General features: G+C 69.1%; 19 protein-coding genes. 13 read left to right on the plus strand and 6 right to left on the minus strand.

Annotated elements, in window-relative coordinates; genetic code table 11:
- Positions 1-179 precede the first annotated feature (179 nt).
- The 4 genes from ACIA03_RS18340 to ACIA03_RS18355 are packed head-to-tail and all read right to left on the minus strand — an operon-like array spanning position 180 to position 3,593.
- Positions 180-509 carry a sec-independent translocase gene (locus ACIA03_RS18340; protein WP_045547966.1) on the minus strand — a complete coding sequence of 110 codons (330 nt, stop codon included), beginning with the start codon at positions 507-509 and terminating at the stop codon, positions 180-182.
- A gap of 18 nt (positions 510-527) precedes the next feature.
- Complete coding sequence (locus tag ACIA03_RS18345; protein WP_396985059.1) at positions 528-1,673, minus strand: Mrp/NBP35 family ATP-binding protein; 1,146 nt, start codon at positions 1,671-1,673, stop codon at positions 528-530.
- An 11-nt stretch (positions 1,674-1,684) separates the two neighbouring features.
- Positions 1,685-2,233, minus strand: coding sequence for a DUF1003 domain-containing protein (locus tag ACIA03_RS18350; RefSeq protein ID WP_396985061.1), 549 nt, complete (start codon positions 2,231-2,233; stop codon positions 1,685-1,687).
- Complete coding sequence (locus ACIA03_RS18355; RefSeq protein ID WP_396985063.1) at positions 2,226-3,593, minus strand: magnesium transporter MgtE N-terminal domain-containing protein; 1,368 nt, start codon at positions 3,591-3,593, stop codon at positions 2,226-2,228. The genes ACIA03_RS18350 and ACIA03_RS18355 overlap by 8 nt, the downstream gene beginning before the upstream one ends.
- 233 nt (positions 3,594-3,826) lie before the next feature.
- On the opposite strand from ACIA03_RS18355, the gene ACIA03_RS18360 reads away from it, so the two are divergent.
- From ACIA03_RS18360 to ACIA03_RS18415, 12 genes are all read left to right on the plus strand, one after another.
- Positions 3,827-5,224 carry an endonuclease/exonuclease/phosphatase family protein gene (locus ACIA03_RS18360; protein WP_396985065.1) on the plus strand — a complete coding sequence of 466 codons (1,398 nt, stop codon included), beginning with the start codon at positions 3,827-3,829 and terminating at the stop codon, positions 5,222-5,224.
- A gap of 115 nt (positions 5,225-5,339) precedes the next feature.
- Positions 5,340-6,533: an acyl-CoA dehydrogenase family protein gene (locus ACIA03_RS18365; RefSeq protein WP_141795287.1), complete on the plus strand. Its 1,194-nt coding sequence runs from the start codon at positions 5,340-5,342 to the stop codon at positions 6,531-6,533.
- A 112-nt stretch (positions 6,534-6,645) separates the two neighbouring features.
- Positions 6,646-6,816: a DUF5302 domain-containing protein gene (locus tag ACIA03_RS18370; RefSeq protein WP_160146661.1), complete on the plus strand. Its 171-nt coding sequence runs from the start codon at positions 6,646-6,648 to the stop codon at positions 6,814-6,816.
- A gap of 57 nt (positions 6,817-6,873) precedes the next feature.
- Positions 6,874-8,025, plus strand: coding sequence for a hypothetical protein (locus ACIA03_RS18375; protein WP_396985068.1), 1,152 nt, complete (start codon positions 6,874-6,876; stop codon positions 8,023-8,025).
- A 90-nt stretch (positions 8,026-8,115) separates the two neighbouring features.
- Positions 8,116-8,985, plus strand: coding sequence for a glycosyltransferase family 2 protein (locus ACIA03_RS18380; RefSeq protein ID WP_396985070.1), 870 nt, complete (start codon positions 8,116-8,118; stop codon positions 8,983-8,985).
- A gap of 57 nt (positions 8,986-9,042) precedes the next feature.
- Positions 9,043-10,077 carry a MaoC family dehydratase gene (locus ACIA03_RS18385; RefSeq protein WP_396985072.1) on the plus strand — a complete coding sequence of 345 codons (1,035 nt, stop codon included), beginning with the start codon at positions 9,043-9,045 and terminating at the stop codon, positions 10,075-10,077.
- Between the two features lie 10 nt (positions 10,078-10,087).
- Entirely contained in the window at positions 10,088-10,882 is a 795-nt protein-coding gene (locus tag ACIA03_RS18390) for an SDR family oxidoreductase (RefSeq protein ID WP_396985074.1), read from the plus strand.
- Between the two features lie 36 nt (positions 10,883-10,918).
- Entirely contained in the window at positions 10,919-11,473 is a 555-nt protein-coding gene (locus ACIA03_RS18395) for a histidine phosphatase family protein (protein ID WP_396985076.1), read from the plus strand.
- Positions 11,474-11,560: 87 nt separating this feature from the next.
- Positions 11,561-12,202 carry a DUF6758 family protein gene (locus tag ACIA03_RS18400; protein ID WP_396985079.1) on the plus strand — a complete coding sequence of 214 codons (642 nt, stop codon included), beginning with the start codon at positions 11,561-11,563 and terminating at the stop codon, positions 12,200-12,202.
- Positions 12,203-12,249: 47 nt separating this feature from the next.
- Positions 12,250-13,125: a PHP domain-containing protein gene (locus ACIA03_RS18405; RefSeq protein WP_396985081.1), complete on the plus strand. Its 876-nt coding sequence runs from the start codon at positions 12,250-12,252 to the stop codon at positions 13,123-13,125.
- A complete protein-coding gene (locus tag ACIA03_RS18410; protein ID WP_141795295.1) occupies positions 13,122-13,721 on the plus strand; it encodes a MarC family protein in 600 nt (199 codons plus the stop codon). Before ACIA03_RS18405 ends, ACIA03_RS18410 begins: the two co-directional genes overlap by 4 nt.
- 265 nt (positions 13,722-13,986) lie before the next feature.
- Positions 13,987-14,889 carry a hypothetical protein gene (locus tag ACIA03_RS18415; protein WP_396985084.1) on the plus strand — a complete coding sequence of 301 codons (903 nt, stop codon included), beginning with the start codon at positions 13,987-13,989 and terminating at the stop codon, positions 14,887-14,889.
- A 60-nt stretch (positions 14,890-14,949) separates the two neighbouring features.
- Here the strand turns inward: ACIA03_RS18415 and ACIA03_RS18420 are convergent, their stop codons facing one another.
- Positions 14,950-15,714, minus strand: a complete 765-nt coding sequence (locus ACIA03_RS18420) for an SDR family NAD(P)-dependent oxidoreductase (RefSeq protein ID WP_396985086.1) — start codon at positions 15,712-15,714, stop codon at positions 14,950-14,952.
- Positions 15,715-15,909: 195 nt separating this feature from the next.
- Between ACIA03_RS18420 and ACIA03_RS18425 the strand changes: the two genes are divergently transcribed.
- Complete coding sequence (locus tag ACIA03_RS18425) at positions 15,910-16,554, plus strand: L,D-transpeptidase (protein ID WP_396985088.1); 645 nt, start codon at positions 15,910-15,912, stop codon at positions 16,552-16,554.
- Between the two features lie 16 nt (positions 16,555-16,570).
- On the opposite strand, the gene ACIA03_RS18430 is transcribed toward ACIA03_RS18425, so the two are convergent.
- Positions 16,571-18,034 carry a DEAD/DEAH box helicase gene (locus tag ACIA03_RS18430; protein WP_396985090.1) on the minus strand — a complete coding sequence of 488 codons (1,464 nt, stop codon included), beginning with the start codon at positions 18,032-18,034 and terminating at the stop codon, positions 16,571-16,573.
- Positions 18,035-18,173 lie beyond the last annotated feature (139 nt).

Genomic DNA, 18,173 nt, shown 5'->3' on the forward strand with positions numbered 1-18,173 from the left:
GGCAGGGCGTTGCGGATTCGGCTCCGCTGAAGGATCAGGTTCCCGAGATGGTAGAGCGCTCATGGGCGCAAACTCCTTTCTACGCAGGCAACCCCCTCTTACCCGTTATGTGTCGCTCTAAACCGGCGGGTAACGAAAAGGTTCTGCTGTGACAAAAGGAGACTCGAGTGGCCAGCGCTTTAGGTTGCCTGGTCGTCGTACGGCGGCTTCTCGCCGGCCAGGAGAGGCCTGGGCGCCTTGGCGCGCGCCTCTTCCTCCTCGATCTCGGCGAGGGCTTCCTGGATCTGCCTGCTGACGATGCGACGGGGGTCGAGGTCACGCAGCTCGAGATCCTGGTAGGCGGGCCCGAGCTCTCCGCGCAGGTCGTCTCGCGCGTTGTTGGCCAGGTTGCGCACCTGGTGGAGGAGGCGGGCGATCTGCCGTGCCATGTCGGGGATCTTGTCCGGCCCGAAGACCAGGATGGCGATCACGACGATGACGGCAAGCTCCGCGAAGCCGATGCCGAACACGGAGGTGAACCTACAGGCTCAGAGCTTGGAGGTGGGAGTGAGGCCCAGCTGCATGCCCGCGAGCCCGCGCCCGCGGCCCGAGATCGTACGCGCCACCTCGGCCAGCACCTTGGCCGACTCGGCCGTCGGGTCGGACTCGACGATCGGCTTGCCGGCGTCGCCGGCCTCGCGCAGGGTCTGCTCCAGCGGCACCTGGCCGAGCAGCGGCACCTTCGAGCCGAAGCGCTGGGAGAGGGTGTCGGCGACCCGCTGACCGCCGCCGGAGCCGAAGAGCTCCATCTTGGAGCCGTCGGGCAGCACGAGCCAGGACATGTTCTCCACGACGCCGACGACGCGCTGGTGCATCATCTCGGCCATCGTGCCGGCCCGCTCGGCCACCTCGGCGGCGGCCTCCTGCGGGGTGGTGACCACGACGATCTCGGCGTTGGGCAGGTGCTGACCCAGCGAGATCGCCACGTCGCCGGTGCCCGGGGGCAGGTCGAGCAGCAGCGCGTCGAGGTCGCCCCAGTAGACGTCGGAGAGCATCTGGACCAGCGCCCGGTCGAGCATCGGACCGCGCCAGGCGACGACCTGGTCGCGACGCGGCTTGAGCATCCCGATCGAGATCACCGAGACGCCCGAGGCGGTCGGGACCGGCATGATCAGGTCGTCGACCTGGGTCGGACGGGAGTCGGCCACACCCAGCATCGCGGGCACCGAGTGGCCGTAGATGTCGGCGTCGACGATGCCGACCTTGAGGCCCTGCTGGGCGAGCGCGACGGCCAGGTTGACCGTGACCGACGACTTGCCGACACCGCCCTTGCCCGAGGCGATCGCGAAGACCTTGGTCAGCGAGCCCGACTTGGCGAAGGGGATCTCCCGCTGCGCCTGGCCGCCGGTGAGCCCGTTGCGCATCTCGGTGCGCTGCTCGTTGGTCATCACACCCAGCTCGAGGTCGACGCCGGTGACGCCGTCGACCTTTTCGAGCGCCGCGGTGGTGTCGCGGTTGATGGTGTCCTTGAGCGGGCAGCCGGCGACGGTGAGCAGCACCTTGACGCTGACGACACCGGCGTCGTCGATCGATACGGAGTCGACCATCCCCAGCTCGGTGATGGGACGTTTGATCTCCGGGTCCTGCACGGTCGCCAGAGCTGCGTTGACACGGTCGAGAAGCGGGCTACTCACGGTATGCAAGCCTACGTCGTGCGTGGGGACTCTCCCGCATCGACCGAGGGCTGGTCGATCGGACCACGATGACGGTCACGTTCATCCAGCTCCTCGAGGAGCAGCCGGAGCTCGGAGCGGAGGTAGTCGCGGGTGGCGACCTCGCCGAGGGCCATCCGCAGCGCCGCGGTCTCGCGGGCGAGGAACTCCATGTCGGCCTTGGACTGGGAGGCGATGCGTCGGTCCTGTTCGGCGATCGCGCGGTCGCGGTCCTCCTGGCGGTTCTGGGCGAGCAGGATGAGCGGGGCGGCGTAGGAGGCCTGCAGGCTCAGCGCCAGGGTCAGGAAGATGAACGGGAACTCGTCGAAGCGCCATTCCTTCGGGACGAGGAGGTTCCAGGCGACCCAGATGACCACGACCATCGTCATCCAGGCGATGAACCGGGCGGTGCCCATGTAGCGGGCGAAGGCCTCGGCGAACGAGCCGAAGGCGTCGGCCCGGAAGGTGGGACGCCTGACCAGGGGACGGCGCAGCTCCCGCGGGGTGTCGAGGCGTCCGCGGGCGGCGCGTGCGTCAGCCACGGCGCACCATGTCGGGGGTGATCACCTTGTTCGGGCGGGTGTCGGGACGGGTGTCGGGACGTGGCTCGGTGGCCGACTCCTGGCGGGCGAGCTTCTCGCGCCAGTTCTCCGGGAGCAGATGGTCGAGCAGGTCGTCGACGGTGACGGCGCCGGCGAGGTGGCCGTTCTCGTCGACGACAGGCGCGGCGACCAGGTTGTACGTCGCCAGGTGGGCCGCGACCTGCTCGGTGCTGTCCTCGGGGCGCAGCGGCTCCAGCGACTCGTCGAGAGCACCCGCGACCAGCGTCGACGGTGGCTCGCGCAGCAGCCGCTGGATGTGGGCGATGCCGAGGAACTTGCCGGTCGGGGTCTCCAACGGCGGACGGCACACGTAGACGACGGACGCCTCGGCCGGGGTGAGGTCGGGGTTGCGTACGAGCGCGAGCGCGTCGGCGATGGTCGCGTCGGGGCCGACGATGACCGGCTCGGGGGTCATCATCGAGCCGGCGGTGTCCTCCTCGTAGGACATCAGTCGGAGGACATCCTTCGCGTCCTCGGGCTGCATCAGGTCGAGCAGCAGGGTCGCGGTCTCCTCGGGCAGCTCGGCGATGAGGTCGGCGGCGTCGTCGGGCGACATCTCCTCGAGCACGTCGGCGGCACGCTCGGAGTCCAGAGCGCGCACGATGGCGACCTGGTCGTCCTCGGGCAGCTCCTCGAGCACCTCGGCGAGACGCTCGTCGTCGAGGGCGGCGATGACCTGCCGCTGACGCTCGGGAGGCAGCTCGTGGATCATCGTCGCGGCATCGGCCGGGCGCATCTCCTGGATCGCCTGGACCAGATGGGTCGCGGCCTGGGTGGGGGAGCGGCGGGCCAGGCCCTCGACGTCGTCCCACTCGATCACGTGCGTCTGGCCGCGGCGGCGCAAGCCCTTGGCGGGCTCCTGCACGGCGACCCGGGACAGCAGCCAGTCGCGGTTGCGCGCCTGCTCCATACCGACGTCGTAGACGGTCCCGGACACACCGGTGGTGCGGATCGTGACCTGTCGGTCGAACATCTGGCCGATGACCAGGGTCTCGGTCGACCGCTGCTGGAAGCGGCGCATGTTGAGCAGGCCGGTCGTGTAGATCTGACCGGAGTCGATGCTGGTCACCCGGGTCATCGGCACGAAGATGCGCCGGCGCCCGAAGACCTCGACGACGAGGCCCAGCACGCGCGGCTGCCGGGCGTCGGACCTGACCGTGACCACGAGATCTCGCACCTTGCCGACCTGCTCACCGAGCGGGTCGAAGATCGGAAGGCCGACCAGGCGTGCCGCATAGACGCGGTTGGGCGAGCTGCTCACGCCGCCACCCCCGTAGCGCAGGCGCCAGAGTACGGGCATGGCGGCGCGATGGACCTCTGGTTCACTCGCTGACGCTCGCTCACGACCCCACGTTATGACATGCGGCCCAGCAGTTCGCTTCGGCGCTCATGCGGTGGCGCAGAACGGGGAGTCAGATGAGCTATCTGAACCCGTGCGGGAGCGGGAACCGGGATTCGGGTGGGGCGTGTGTTACACAAGTGGTCTATGTGACCAGTGAGCGGTCGCCACCGCTTCGAAAGGGGTCCGAACAGATGCGTACGCACTCTCCTGTCACGTCTCGCGCGGTCCTGGCGGTCAAGGCCGTGCTCACCACGGGACTGGTCCTCGGCCTCTTCGGTGGCGGGCTCGTCGCCGTGCGCGACTCGACGGCGCCGGCCCCGGCTGACCTGGAGAAGGTTGCCTACTCGCCGCCGCGCTACCGGATGGTCCAGGCCAACATCAAGGCCAGCATGGGCACGGCCAGGTTCAAGAAGGACGTACGCGAGGTCGTCGGCACCGCGCCCGACTTCATCACCTACAACGAGGTGAACGGCCGTCGGACCGCGGATCTCGAGCCGGGGCGCTACCGGGTGTGGCGCAAGGGCGGCGACCCGTACAGGTCGGCGACGGCGGTGGCCTGGGACAACGACAAGTGGGCCGCCGCCTCCAAGGGCATCCACCAGATCAGCAACAAGCGCGGCAAGTCCGCCGACCAGCGGCTGCACTGGGGGATCAGGTATGCCAACTGGGTCACCCTCGAGAACCGCGCGACCGGCCGGAACGTCTCGGTGGTCGCGGTGCACTTCGCCCCGAAGTCGAAGTACTACGGCGATCTGGTCCGGCCCTCCGCCCGCGCGCTGAACGTGCTCGTCGAGGCACTGGCCCGCCGCGGCCCGGTGATGGTCGGCGGCGACCTGAACGTGCAGTACGACGGCTCGCGCTACCCCCGTGACATCTTCGACGCGCAGCATCTGGTCCCGACCTTCGACGTCACCCAGCAGACGCCGGTCACGCACGGCCAGGCCTCGACCATCGACTATGTGCTGGCCCGTGGGATCGCGCGGTTCGCCACCGGCAACCAGCGCGCCTTCGGCCTCGAGTCGGACCACAACGCCGTACGCGTCGACTTCTCGCCGCTGCCGGTCACCTCGACCGAGGGGTCGGCGCGGACCAGGTTCGGGCCGGGTGTCGTGGTCACCGACCCCGGACTGAGCGCCGCCGATGAGCAGAGCGTGCTGCGTACGGTCCTGAAGTCGATCAACAGTGCCGGACGCGGTCACGTCGTCCACCTGGCCACCCGCGCCCTGACTCACGGCAGGGTCCTCCGGGCGCTGAAGCGAGCCAAGTCCCGCGGGGTGGACGTCCAGGTCGTCACCGCCGAGCAGACCACGACCGACCAGATGCGCTCGCTGCAGCGGGTCCTCGGCAAGGACGTGCACAAGGCCAGCTGGGCCGTGCGGCGCCCGAGCGGCTACGACCGCGCCGGTCTCAGTGCGACGGTGCTGCTGGTCAGCAGGACCGGTGCCACGCCGGCGTTCGCGTTCAGCTCCAGCACCCAGATGTCGGCCTCGGCCGGGACCGGGAAGCGATCGGGCTACATCAGCGTCACCAAGGCCTCGTACGACAAGCTCTTCAAGCCGTTCTTCTCGGCTGTCGGACGGCAGGTCTGAGCGTCGTAGGATCGCGATGTGGCGGGTGTCACCTGTCACTGATGGTTACCGATTGGTAACCTGCCCCAGTGACGTCGTGGTGGCCTCGACAGGCCACCGAGATTAGGAGTTGAGCATGGGTCGCCTTGCCGAGACCGAGGGTCTCACCGACATTCAGGAAGAGATCCTGAAGACCGTCCGTCAGTTCGTGGACGAGAAGGTCATCCCGGTGGCCCAGGAGCTGGAGCACGCCGACGAGTATCCGACCGAGATCGTGGAGGGTCTCAAGGAGCTCGGCATCTTCGGCCTGATGATCCCGGAGGAGTACGGCGGCCTGGGTGAGTCCCTGCTGACGTACGCGCTGTGTGTCGAGGAGATCGCGCGCGGCTGGATGTCGGTCTCGGGTGTCATCAACACCCACTTCATCGTGGCCTACATGCTGATGCAGCACGGCACTGAGGAGCAGAAGCAGAAGTACCTGCCGAAGATGGCCACCGGTGAGGTGCGTGGCGCGTTCTCGATGTCCGAGCCGGGTCTGGGCTCCGACGTGTCCGCGGTCTCCACCAAGGCGACCAAGCTCGAGGACGGGTCCTACAGCATCACCGGTCAGAAGATGTGGCTGACCAACGGTGGCTCCTCCACGCTGGTCGCGGTGCTGACCAAGACCGACGAGGGCGCCGAGAGCGTCTACAAGAACATGACCACCTTCCTGGTGGAGAAGACCCCGGGCTTCGGCGAGACCGCCCAGGGCGTGACCGTGCCCGGCAAGATCGACAAGATGGGCTACAAGGGCATCGACACGACCGAGATGATCTTCGAGGGTCACAAGATCTCGGCCGACCAGATCCTTGGTGGCGTGCCCGGCAAGGGCTTCTTCCAGATGATGGACGGTGTCGAGGTCGGCCGAGTCAACGTCGCCGCCCGCGCCTGCGGCCTGGCGATCCGTGGCTTCGAGCTCGGCATCGCCTACTCCCAGCAGCGCCAGACCTTCGGCAAGAAGATCGCCGAGCACCAGGCCATCCTGTTCCGTCTCGCGGAGATGGGCACCAAGGTCGAGGTCTCCCACAACATGATGGTCCGCGCCGCGCGGCTGAAGGACACCGGCAAGCGGATGGACGTCGAGGCCGGCATGGCCAAGATGGTCGCCTCCGAGTACGCCAACGAGGTCGTCGAGGACTCCTTCCGCATCCACGGCGGCTACGGCTACTCGAAGGAGTACGAGATCGAGCGGCTCATGCGCGAGGTCAAGTTCATGCTCATCGGTGAGGGCACCAGCGACATCCAGAAGATGATCATCGGCCGCTCGCTGCTCAAGGACTACAAGAGCTGAGCCTGCCGAGATCCCGGCCGACCCTGGCGAAACCGATGGTTTCGCCAGGGTCGTTGTCGTAGGTTGGTCGTTACCCGTGCAACGACCGAGGAACACGAGACCAGGGGGAGCGATGACCAACGACGATCTCAAGGCCAAGATGCGCGAGGCGCTGGAGAAGAAGAACAACAACGACCACGCACATGCGGAGAGCGCCGGGGCCAAGGAGAAGGCACACGGGTCCGAGGTCGTCGGTGGCGCACCGAAGATGCACCGCCGCAAGGCGGGTGGCGGCGGGTCCTGACGCTACGATGCCCCCTCCGGGGGTGTCGGGTCGGTCTGGTCGAGAGGTAACGAGAAGTTGGCGCGCCGCGTAGTGCTCCATGTCGGGGCGATGAAGTCGGGGACGACGTACCTGCAGGGTGCCCTGTACAAGAACAAGGCACTCCTCGCGGAGCGTGGTTTCCTGGTCCCCGGCGCGCGCTGGCGCCAGCAGATCGAGGCCGTCCTCGATGTGAAGGGCCGCCGGACGCACCCGGAGGGTGACTCGGTCACCGGAGCCTGGGACCGCCTGGTCGCCGAGGTCGACGCGTGGGACGGCACCGCGCTGATCTCGGTCGAGCTGCTCGCGCCCGTCGGCCCGGAGACGGTCGAGCGGGTGGCGACGAGCTTCCAGGGCGTGACGCCCGAGATCGTGCTCTCGCTGCGCGACATCAACCGGCAGATCCCGTCGATGTGGCAGGAGCTCATCCAGAACGGCATGGACTGGACCTGGGCGGAGTTCCTCACCGCGGTCAACAAGAGCCGTCCAGGCTCTCCCGAGCGCCGCCACTCCAAGCCGGGCAAGCGGTTCTGGTCCGAGCAGGACATGGTCGCCATCGCCCGGCGCTGGGGTCAGGCAGGTCCGCTTCACCTGGTCACGGTGCCGCCTCCGGGCAGCCCGGCGACGCTGCTGCTGGAGCGTTTCGGCGCGGCGATGGGCTTCGACCCCGAGGGGATGAAGAGCCCGCCGCCGAAGAACACCTCCCTCGGCGCCGCGACCGTCGAGGTGCTGCGGAGTCTCAACGCCGAGCTGGACCGGCGCGGCCTGGCCTATCCGGCGGCGATGGGCCTGCGCAAGCACACCCTCGGCAAGCGCCTGATGCCGGCGCTGACGACCGACGACCCGCGCATCGGGCTCCAGTCGCCGCGCTGGACGCAGTCCTTCACCCGCGACCAGGCCGCGGAGCTGCGTGGTCTGGACGCGACCATCCACGGGGATCTCGACGACCTGTCCCCTGTGGACGTACGCGGGATCGACCCGCGCAAGGTCACCGACAAACAGGTCCGAGACGCCGCCGTCGCTTCCTGTGCGGCGCTGCGTACGGAACTCGACAAGAAGCTCGCCGATCCGACCATTCCTGGTGAGGCCATCGACCCGGGGGAGGGCCGCAAGGCTCCGGCGCGCGCCGTCTCCGCCCTGGCCGACCTCGTGGAGTGGTCCGTGCGGCGAGAGGAGCTGGTCCGCACGTAGGGCCACAACACACATAATCGGGGGAGTTCTTTGTCAAGCAGCTGGAGCCTGCGCCGTCGGCGCAGACTCGCCGAAGAGGCGGGCGACACCATGGTCGCGTCGCCGCGGATCGCGGTGCTCACGATCGCCCGCGACGAGGGCGAGATGCTCGCCCGCTGGGTCGACCACTACGGCCGGCAGGCGGGTCACGAGAACCTGATCGTCTTCGACGACGGCTCGACCGACGGTTCCACCGACGACCTGGCGTGCACGGTCCAGCACCTGCCCGGCTTCCGGAAGGGCAACTTCGAGGCCGGCCGGATGGGCCTGGCCAGCGGGGTGGCCCAAGGTCTCCTGGGCGTCTACGACGTGGTGATCTTCACCGACGTCGACGAGTTCCTCATCCCCGACCCGGAGAGGTACGCCGACCTCCCGGACTACCTCGCCAGGCGGCCCGAGCGGGTGATCGCCCCGTTCGCCCTCAACGTCATCCACCACACCGCCGTCGAGGGGCCGCTGATCAGCGGCAAGCCGATCCTCGGTCAGCGGGCGTACGCCCAGTTCGCGCCGTTGATGTGCAAGCCGTCGGTCAAGCGGGTGCCGGCCGCCTGGACGTCCGCCTCCCACGGGATCAAGGCGCCCTACATGCCGGATCCCGGGCTGTTCATGGTCCACATGAAGTTCGCCGACGTGGATCTGCTCCGGCGACAGGCGGATCGCCGCAACGAGCTCGCCAAGTCGGTGGGCCGCGGCAAGGGCAGCTCGTGGGGGCGCTCGGGCGACGACCTCGCCGACCTGCTGACCGCGGCAACCACCTCGGTGGATGTGCACCTCGAGGAGTTCGACCCGACCTCGGTGCTGCCGGCCAGGCTGGTGCGCGAGGAGGACGGCGTGCACCGCGCCGTCGGTGCGGGCCACATCGACAACCTCCGCAACCAGCCGCTGCTACGCATCCCGGAACGCCTCCACGGGATCGTCTGAGCTAGGTTACCCTCCGGTAATCCACGCATCGCCAGACTCACCGACGAGAGGCCGCAGATGAGCAAGACGAACCCCGGCAACTTCTTCGAGGACTTTCAGGTCGGCCAGGTCATCGAGCACGCGACCCCGCGCACGGTGACCGAGGGCGACCGGGCTGCGTACGGCTCGCTCTACCCGACCCGCTTCGCGGTGCCGTCGAGCGCTGCCTTCGCGGCCTCCGTCGGCCTGGGCGTGCACCCGGTGGAGGAGCTGATCGGCTTCCACATCGCCTTCGGCAAGACGGTCCCGGACGTGTCGCTGAACGCGGTCGCCAACCTCGGCTACGCCGAGTGCCGCTTCCACCAGCCGGTGGTGCCGGGCGACACGCTCTCGACGACGTCGGAGGTCATCGGCCTCAAGCAGAACTCCAACGGCAAGTCCGGCGTCGTCTACGTACGCTCCACCGCCACCAACCAGCGCGGCGAGGTAGCCATCGACTGGGCGCGCTGGGTGATGGTGCACAAGCGTGACCAGTCCGTCGAGGCGCCGGAGACCGTGATCCCGGAGCTGGCGACGGCGGTCGACGCGAAGAACCTGATCGTGCCGAAGGGCCTGGACTTCACCTCCTACGACTTCATCGCCGCCGGCGAGCCGCACCGCCTCGCCGACTACGAGGTCGGCGAGAAGATCGACCACGTCGACGGGGTGACCCTGACCGCCTCCGAGCACCAGCAGGCCACCCGGCTGTGGCAGAACACCGCGAAGGTGCACTTCAACGTCGAGGCGCGGCCCGACGGGCGCAACCTCGTCTACGGCGGCCACATCATCTCCCTGGCCCGGGCACTGTCGTTCAACGGCCTCGCCAACGCCCAGCTCATCGCCGCGATCAACGCCGGCGCGCACACGTCGCCGGCCTTCGCGGGTGACACCGTCTACGCCTGGTCCGAGGTGCTCGACAAGGCCGAGACCGACGCCCCGGGCGTCGGTGCCCTCCGGCTGCGGCTGGTCGCCACCAAGGGTCGCGACGAGTCGATGACCCTGCGCGGCGATGACGGCAAGTACGCCCCCGGGGTGCTGCTCGACCTCGACTACTGGGCGCTCATTCCTGTGTAAGGATCACGTCATGGCAGTGAAAAAGGCTCTCCTTGTCTCCGGCTCCGCCCAGGGGATCGGCAAGGCGATCGTCGAGAAGTTCGCGGCCGAGGGCTGGTTCGTCGGTGTCTACGACATCGACGCCGAGCTCGCCCGGGACGTCGCGGCGATCCTCGGCAGCGACAACGCGATCGGCGGCGCGCTAGACGTCACCGACCCGGCCTCCTGGAAGGCGGCGCTGGAGGAGTTCGCCACCGCCGCCGGCGGCCGGCTCGACCTGCTGGTCAACAACGCCGGCATCCTGCGTGCCGGCCGTCTGGCCGACGTCGACCTGGCCCAGCACCACCAGACCATCGAGATCAACGTCAACGGTGTGATCAACGGCTGCCACACGGCCTACCCCTACCTCCGGGCCACCCCCGGCTCGGGCGTCATCAACGTCTGCAGCGCCAGTGCGATCTACGGACAGCCGGAGATCGCCTCCTACAGCGCGTCCAAGTACGCCGTGCGCGGACTCACCGAGGCGTTGGAGCTGGAATGGCGCAAGGAGGGGATCCGGGTGCAGGCGGTCTGGCCGCTGTGGGTGAAGACCGCGCTGCTCGACGGCAACGTCGCCTCCTCCCACCAGACCCTGGGCATCCGGCTCACTGTCGAGGACGTCGCCGACCAGGTCTGGGAGATGGCGAAGCCGCGCAAGGGGCTGCGCGGGCGAGTGCCGAAGGTGCACACGACCGTCGGGTTGCCGGCCCGGGCGCTCTCGACGGCCGCCGACCTCGCCCCCAACGTGGTCGTCCGCGAGGTCAACCGGTTCATCACTCGGGCGTGAGGCGTCGGCCGGGCCGATGGCTGGTTGGATGGGGGCATGGCGCTCTACCTCGTCAGGCACGGCACCACCGAGTGGTCCCTCAACGGCCGGCACACCTCCCGCACCGACCTTCCCCTCCTGCCTGAGGGGGAGGAGGGTGCCAAGCTGCTCGCGTCGCGGCTCCAGGACCAGAAGTACGCCGCGGTCCTGACCTCCCCGCGACAGCGGGCGCTGCGTACGGCTGAGCTCGCGGGCTTCCCCGACGCCGTCGTCACCGACGACCTGGTCGAGTGGGACTACGGCGACTACGAGGGCATCACGACCGACGAGATCCACCGCACCGACCCCGGCTGGAGCCTGTGGACCGCAGCGACGCCCGGGGGAGAGGCAGCGGCCTCCGTCCAGGAGCGGCTGGGCCGGGTCGTGTCGGCCGCCCGCGAGCGCGACGGCGACACCCTGGTCTTCTCCCACGGACACGCGCTGTGTGCCCTCGCAGCCGTCTGGCTGGGGTTCCCGGTCACCGACGGACGGCTCTTCCGGCTGGACACCGCGACCGTCTCGATGCTGGACGAACATCACGGGCAGCCGGTCGTCAAGCAGTGGAACACCTAGTCGGACCGACGAGTCCGCCGAAAAACTGGCGGCCGACGCTTGCCCGAACCGCTTGACCAGACGGATGGCACGGGTCACCGTTGTGGGGTGGCTCTTGCGGTTGGCTGTCCACGCTGCGCGACGCCGGTGGCGAGCATCGGCGCCGGTGGCAGCAGATCGTGCCCCGAGCACGGTGTGGTGACGCCGGTGTGGCATACGGACATGGCCTCCTACGAGGACCTGGTGCAGGTCCTCGCGCTGGCCGGTGACGTGCCCACCTACGTTCCCTGGCCGGTCGAGTCCGGCTGGTCGATCGCCGACCTAGCCGTGGTCGGCGACGAGGTCAGGGGATCAGCGACGCTGGTCACCCTGAGCGGCGTGACCCCCGACGACGGACCGGTCGAGATGACCGTCGTGACCGAGGAGGCCGGCGTCGGGCTGGGCGCCAGGTGCGCGCATACGCATGGGCCGGACCCGGGCGTCGACGCCTGCACCGGCCCGCCCACGACGAGGGTTCGCGTCGGCGGGCAGCTGGTGCCGCTGTGGCCGATCACCCAGTGGACCAACGGCGCCGAGGAGTGGGAGCGGTCGGTGATGGTCGGCGAGGCCGCCGGGCGCTGGCTGTGGCTGATCTTCCGCCCGGCCACCGCGATGCTGATGCTCCAGGACGGCTGGCATCTGCGCCAGGTCGGCGACCTGGGCGTACAGATGGTCGAGCTGCCCTTCGGCAAGCCCGGTGAATCTTGGTGAGAGCCGCCGTAGAGGTCTCCGCGAGCAGAGGCCTCTAGGATGGGCGGGTGCGCATCGACCTCCACACTCACTCGCGAGTGAGCGACGGGACCGATTCGCCCACCGAGCTGGTCCAGGCGGCGTTGGCCGCGGGGCTCGATGTCGTCGCGATCACCGACCACGACACCGCCGCGAGCTGGGACGAGGCGGCCGTCGCTGCCGCCGAGGCCGGGATCGAGCTGGTGCGGGGCATGGAGATCAGCGCCGACCACCACGGCCACGGCGTACACCTGCTGGCCTACCTCCCCGACCGGACCTACCCGCCGCTGGTCGAGGAGCTCGGCCGCGTCCTCGCCGGCCGCGACGGACGGCTGCCGCTGATGCTGGACCGGCTGGCTCGTCTCGGCATCGAGGTGTCCCTCGAGGACGTCGCCGCCGTCTCGGGCGACGCCGCCGCCTCGGGGCGACCGCACCTGGCCGACGCGCTCGTCGCCAAGGGCTACGTACGCAACCGTGACGAGGCGTTCAACCGCTATCTCGGCGCCGGCAAGCCTGCCCACGTCCATCGCTACGCGGCCCCGCTCGAGCCGATGATCCGTACTGTCGCCGCGGCCGGCGGAGTCACCGTGATCGCCCACCCGTGGGGCCGGTCCGGGCACGAGCAGCCCGACGAGGCGGCGCTGTCCGAGCTGGTCGACGCGGGCCTGTCCGGGCTGGAGGTCGACCACCAGGACCACACCCCGGAAGTGCGCGACAAACTGCGGGTGATCGCCCGCAACCTCGACCTCGTGGTGACCGGATCCAGCGATTACCACGGCACCGGGAAGGTGGGTCACCATCTGGGAGTGAACACCACCGCACCCGCCGAGTACGAGCGGCTGCTGGAGCGCGCGGCCGCAGCCTCGGCCGCCTCCGGACGAGCCACCCCCGAGGTCGTACGTTGACCGAGATCTTCGTCTCCTCGCTGGTGACGCTCTTCGTGATCATGGACCCGGTCGGCACGATCCCGGTCTTCCTCTCGCTGACCGCCGGCCAGTCGCCTGGCAAACAGCGTCGCGCGGCGGTCCTCGCGGTCGCCGTCTCGTTCCTGGTGATCACGATCTTCGCGCTGTTCGGACAGGCGATCCTGCACTACCTGCACATCTCGCTGGAGGCGCTGCAGTGCGCCGGCGGCCTGCTCCTGCTGCTGGTCGCCCTCGAGCTGCTCACCGACAACTTCGACGACCCGGTCGCCGCCGCGGGAGCCAACGTGGCCATGGTGCCGCTCGGCACCCCGCTCCTGGCCGGCCCCGGCGCGATCGTCGCCACGATGGTCTTCACCCAGCAGGTCGACTCCGTCGCGACCGGCTTCGGGCTCGGCCTCGGCCTGGTCGTCGTGCACCTCACCCTGCTCCTCGGGATGATCTTCTCCGTCCCGATCCTCAAGGTCCTCAAGGAGTCCGGCGTCCTGCTCATCACCAGGATCGCCGGTCTCCTCCTCTCCGCGATCGCCGTCCAGATGGTCGCCGACGCGGTCAAGACCTTCATCGCCAACGCCTGAGTCCTGGTAGTCCGAGACGTTTCGGCCCGTCTACCGGCCGGTAATGGGCCCGAACGTCTCGGACTACCCGGCTGTCGGCGAGATGTCGGTGGTCACGGAGATCATGGGGGACGTGACCTCCCGCTCGCCTCACTTCAGGCCACCCGATGTGCTCGGGCGGCCCGGGCTGGTGCGTCCTGTGCGGACGGATCCTTCGGGTGTCCGCGGCCCGACGCCGAAGCAGGCGAGGGGGCGCGCGTGGCGGCGTTCGTCGCGGGGGTTCTACGTGCCTGCTGACGTCCCCGTCTCGCCGCAGCAGCGGGTGCTCGAGGCCGCCGCCGTGCTGCCTGCGGACGGTGCGGTCACGGGCTGGGCCGCTCTGGCATGGCAGCGCGTGCGCTGGGTGGACGGGTGCGACACGGACGGCAGCCAGTTGCCGGTGACCATCCTCACCCCGGGATCGCAGGCACGCGCGCAGGCCGGGATCGAGGTGAGCAAGGAGCGCCTGCTCCCACGAACGCGTCAGATCTTGGATGGGGTGGTGCTCACCGATCCTCATCGGTCGACGGCCTTCGAGGTCCGGAGGGCAGCGACACCGTTGTCGGCCGTACGGTGGCTCGATCTCGTCGCCGCCAGCGACCTGATCTCGCTGGCAGAGATGGCTGCCTATGCCGAGACGCTCAGCGGATGGACGGGTATCGACCACCTCCGGCGAGCGATCGCACTGGCAGACGAGAACGTGTGGTCGCCATCGGAGACCGATCTGCGACTCACCTTCTCGGTGAGGATGGGGATTGCCGGCGTGGTCAGCAACCGTCCGGTCTTCGACCTCCATGGTCGTCACATCGGCACTCCGGACATCCTCGATCTGGAGCGAGGGGTGGTTGCGGAGTACGACGGTGCCCTGCACCTGGCAGGCAAGCAGCGTGCCAAGGACCTGCGGCGTGAGGGTGCCTTCCGACGGGTCGGCCTGGAGTACGTCACCATGGTGGCCGCCGATCGCCGCGACCCTGCCGACTTCATCAGAAGAGCGCACGAGGCGCGGGCGCGGGCACACCGGACACCGGTGGCCGACCGACAATGGACGATCGACCCGCCAGGCTGGTGGACCCCTACCCACACCGTCGAGATGCGCCGTGCGCTGGCGGACTGGCAGCGCGAGCGCTACCTGAGACCGCGGGCTGCATAGTCCGAGACGTTTCGGCCCGTCTACCGGGCGGTAATGGGCCAGAACGTCTCGGACTACCGGCTACCTGCGGCCCAGGGACTGGAACTTCTGGAGGACGCCGGTGGGGACCACACGCGCTGCCGTGGCGAGGGCCTTGTAGCGCTTGCTCGGGATCGAGAAGGTCTTGTCGGCCTCGTAGTCCTCGAGCGCCTCGCGGACGAGGTCGTTGACGTCGAGCCACATCCAGGCGGGGGCCGAGTCGTAGCCGGAGCCGAGACGCTCGTGGAACTCGGTCTTGGTGAACCCCGGCAGCAGGGCCATGACCTTGATGCCCCGGCCGGCGTACTCGTTATGGGCCCACTCGGTGAAGGAGTTGATCCACGCCTTGGCGGCGGAGTAGGTGCCGCGAGGCAGATAGGACGCGACGGAGCCGACGTTGATGATGCCGCCGTGGCCGCGGGCGACCTGGGCGCCCAGCGCGGCGTGGGACAGGCGCAGCGGGGCGATGACGAGCACCTCCGCCATCGCGGTCTCCTCGTCGGCGGTGTTGTCGAGGAAGCGGTGCTTGAGGCCGTGGCCGGCATTGTTGACCAGCAGGTCGACCGGGTGCTCGGCGTCGGCCAGACGGGCCTCGACCCGGGCCAGATCGGCGCTGTCGGTCAGGTCGGCGCGGAGCACCTCGACGCCGATGCCGTGAGCGTCCGTCAGGTCCTTCGCGACGCCGTTCAGGCGCTCCTCGTCACGAGCGACGAGGACGAGGTGGTGACCGCGGGCGGCGAGCTGCCGCGCGAAGGCGAGTCCGATGCCGGCGGTCGCGCCGGTGATCAGGGAGGTGGGGTTCGACATGAGGCAATCCTGCCACCACCGGACGAGAGGGGACTCGAGTGCCGGCCCGTCGGTTCAGCGGCGGAATCACGGTTTCTGTCTGTCGTGTGACAGTTGACTTGCGGTGATGGGAGTTTGGATGATGTTCGACGTGGACTTCGCAGGCGGGCTCGGGCACGTGATGGAGAAGTGAGCCGCGGTGGGCGACACCGGACGGTGTCCCGGCCTCTCCAGCGCACCAAGATGCTCTTCGCCGCGTCCTTGCTGACCTCGGCCGGTCTGTACGGCGGAATCGAGATCGTCGCCGAACCGGAGGCCGACGGCCTGACCAGCGTGGCCGACAGCGGCCAGAAGGTGGGCGTGGGCGACGAGGCCCGCACCCCGCTGTGGCCGCACGACGCCCAGCGTGAAGCAGGAATGAACCGCCACGTCGACGCTCGGACGGAGGCCGAGGAGAAGGCGCTCCCCGCCGACTCCGGCACCGGTCGCCGGGCGGTCTTCTCGATCAGCCGCCAGCGGGTCTGGATCGTGTCTGCTGCCGGCAAGACGCGGCGTACGTATCCGGTCTCGGGCAGCGTCTACGACAACCTCGAGCCCGGCACCTACAGAGTCTTCTCCCGCTCCAAGCACGCGAAGGGGATCGACGACTCGGGCACGATGCAGTGGTTCGTACGCTTCACCAACGGCCCCAGGGCCGCGATCGGGTTCCACAACATCCCGGTCGACAAGGGCAAGCGCGTGCAGACCCGCGCCCAGCTCGGCACACCCCTCTCGCACGGGTGCATCCGCCAGGCCGAGCCGGACGCGAAGGCGATGTGGCGCTTCGCGCGGCTCGGCACCAAGGTGGTCGTGACACCGTAGCCCGGTCAGCCGACGCTCAGGCGTCGGCCTTCGGGGCGGTGCCGCTCGAGCCCGACGAACGGCGGCGACGGCGACGACGGGGCGCGGAGCCCTCGGACGCGACCTCGGCGGCGGGCTCGGTGGACTCGGGAGACTCGGCGGACTCGGCGGACTTCTCGACGACCTGGCCGCCGCGGGACCGGGTGCGCTGACGGTTGCGGTTGCGGGGAGCGCGCTCGCGCTTCTCGCCGTCCGACCCGGCGTCCTTGTCCTTCGGCTTCTCGGGCGCGGCCTTTTTGATCCGGCCCTTGGTGCCCTTCGGGATGCCCATGTCGTGGAGGAAGTGCTCCGAGGAGGAGTAGGTCTCCTGCGGCTCGTCGAACGGAAGGTCGAGAGCCTTGTTGATCATCTTCCACTTGTGCAGGTCGGCCCAGTCGACCAGCGTGACCGCGACGCCGGAGGCGCCGGCGCGGCCGGTGCGGCCGATGCGGTGGACGTAGGTCTTCTCGTCGTCGGGGGTCGTGTAGTTGACCACGTGGGAGACGCCGGTGACGTCGATGCCGCGGGCGGCGACGTCGGTGGCCACCAGGACCTCGACCTTGCCGTCACGGAACTTCTGCATCACCCGCTCGCGGGCGGCCTGCTGCATGTCGCCGTGCAGAGGAGAGGCAGGGAAGCCGCGCTCGGCGAGGTCGTCGGCCACGCGCTGTGCCTGGCGCTTGGTGCGGGCGAAGACGACGACCTTGTCGTGGTCCTCGCACTGCAGCAGGCGGCCGATCATCTCGGGCTTGTCGAGGTCGTGGGCCTGGTAGACGAACTGCGCGGTGGCGGGCACCGTCTCGCGCTCGCTCGAGGACTCGGCGCGGATGTTCATCGGGTGGCGCATGTAGGAGCGGGCCAGGGCCACGATCGCGCCCGGCATGGTGGCCGAGAACAGCAGCGTCTGGCGGGTCTCCGGGGTGAGCGTGACCAGCTTCTCCACGTCGGGCAGGAACCCGAGGTCGAGCATCTCGTCGGCCTCGTCGAGGACGAGGGCGTGCACGTGGGAGAGGTCGAGGACCTTCCGGTTGGCCAGGTCGATCAGGCGGCCGGGGGTGCCGACCACGATGTCGACGCCCTTCTCCAGCGCGTCGATCTGGGGGTCGTAGCCCGCGCCGCCGTAGACGGTCAGCACACGGAGGCCGCGGTCCTCGGAGATCAGCGAGATCTCGGCGGAGACCTGCATGGCCAGCTCGCGGGTCGGGGCCACGATCAGAGCCTGCGGCTTGCCCTGGGGGATCTCCGGGTAGTCGGGGTCCTTCGGCGCGACGCTGCGCTGCACGACGGGGATGCCGAAGGCCAGCGTCTTGCCGGAGCCGGTGCGGGCCTGGCCGATCAGGTCGGTGCCCTGCAGGGCGACCGAGAGGGTCATCTCCTGGATGGCGAAGGGGGTGGTGATGCCTCTGCGCTCGAGCGGAGCGCAGATCTCGGGATGAACCCCGAGGTCCTTGAACGTTGTCATGATTTCGTCGCTACTCGCTTGTCTCATCGAATGCGGCGAGCGACTCACGGGTGTCTCGAGCTTGCCAAGCGAGTGCCACGCCGCGCACATACGGGATCCAGGCCACTGCGATATGAAGGTGAATATCAGCGGTGCTGGG

Origin of the sequence: Nocardioides sp. NPDC051685 (assembly GCF_044453405.1) — a bacterium.
Taxonomy (GTDB): domain Bacteria; phylum Actinomycetota; class Actinomycetes; order Propionibacteriales; family Nocardioidaceae; genus Nocardioides.

Bases quoted from the DNA above. Each gene is read 5' to 3' on its own strand.
- ACIA03_RS18390 (WP_396985074.1), top strand. From the start codon at position 10,088: ATGGCAGTGAAAAAGGCTCTCCTTGTCTCCGGCTCCGCCCAGGGGATC.
- ACIA03_RS18360 (WP_396985065.1), top strand. From the start codon at position 3,827: ATGCGTACGCACTCTCCTGTCACGTCTCGCGCGGTCCTGGCGGTCAAG.
- ACIA03_RS18430 (WP_396985090.1), bottom strand. From the start codon at position 18,034: ATGACAACGTTCAAGGACCTCGGGGTTCATCCCGAGATCTGCGCTCCG.
- ACIA03_RS18370 (WP_160146661.1), top strand. From the start codon at position 6,646: ATGACCAACGACGATCTCAAGGCCAAGATGCGCGAGGCGCTGGAGAAG.
- ACIA03_RS18380 (WP_396985070.1), top strand. From the start codon at position 8,116: ATGGTCGCGTCGCCGCGGATCGCGGTGCTCACGATCGCCCGCGACGAG.
- ACIA03_RS18420 (WP_396985086.1), bottom strand. From the start codon at position 15,714: ATGTCGAACCCCACCTCCCTGATCACCGGCGCGACCGCCGGCATCGGA.
- ACIA03_RS18355 (WP_396985063.1), bottom strand. From the start codon at position 3,593: ATGCCCGTACTCTGGCGCCTGCGCTACGGGGGTGGCGGCGTGAGCAGC.
- ACIA03_RS18395 (WP_396985076.1), top strand. From the start codon at position 10,919: ATGGCGCTCTACCTCGTCAGGCACGGCACCACCGAGTGGTCCCTCAAC.
- ACIA03_RS18365 (WP_141795287.1), top strand. From the start codon at position 5,340: ATGGGTCGCCTTGCCGAGACCGAGGGTCTCACCGACATTCAGGAAGAG.
- ACIA03_RS18385 (WP_396985072.1), top strand. From the start codon at position 9,043: ATGAGCAAGACGAACCCCGGCAACTTCTTCGAGGACTTTCAGGTCGGC.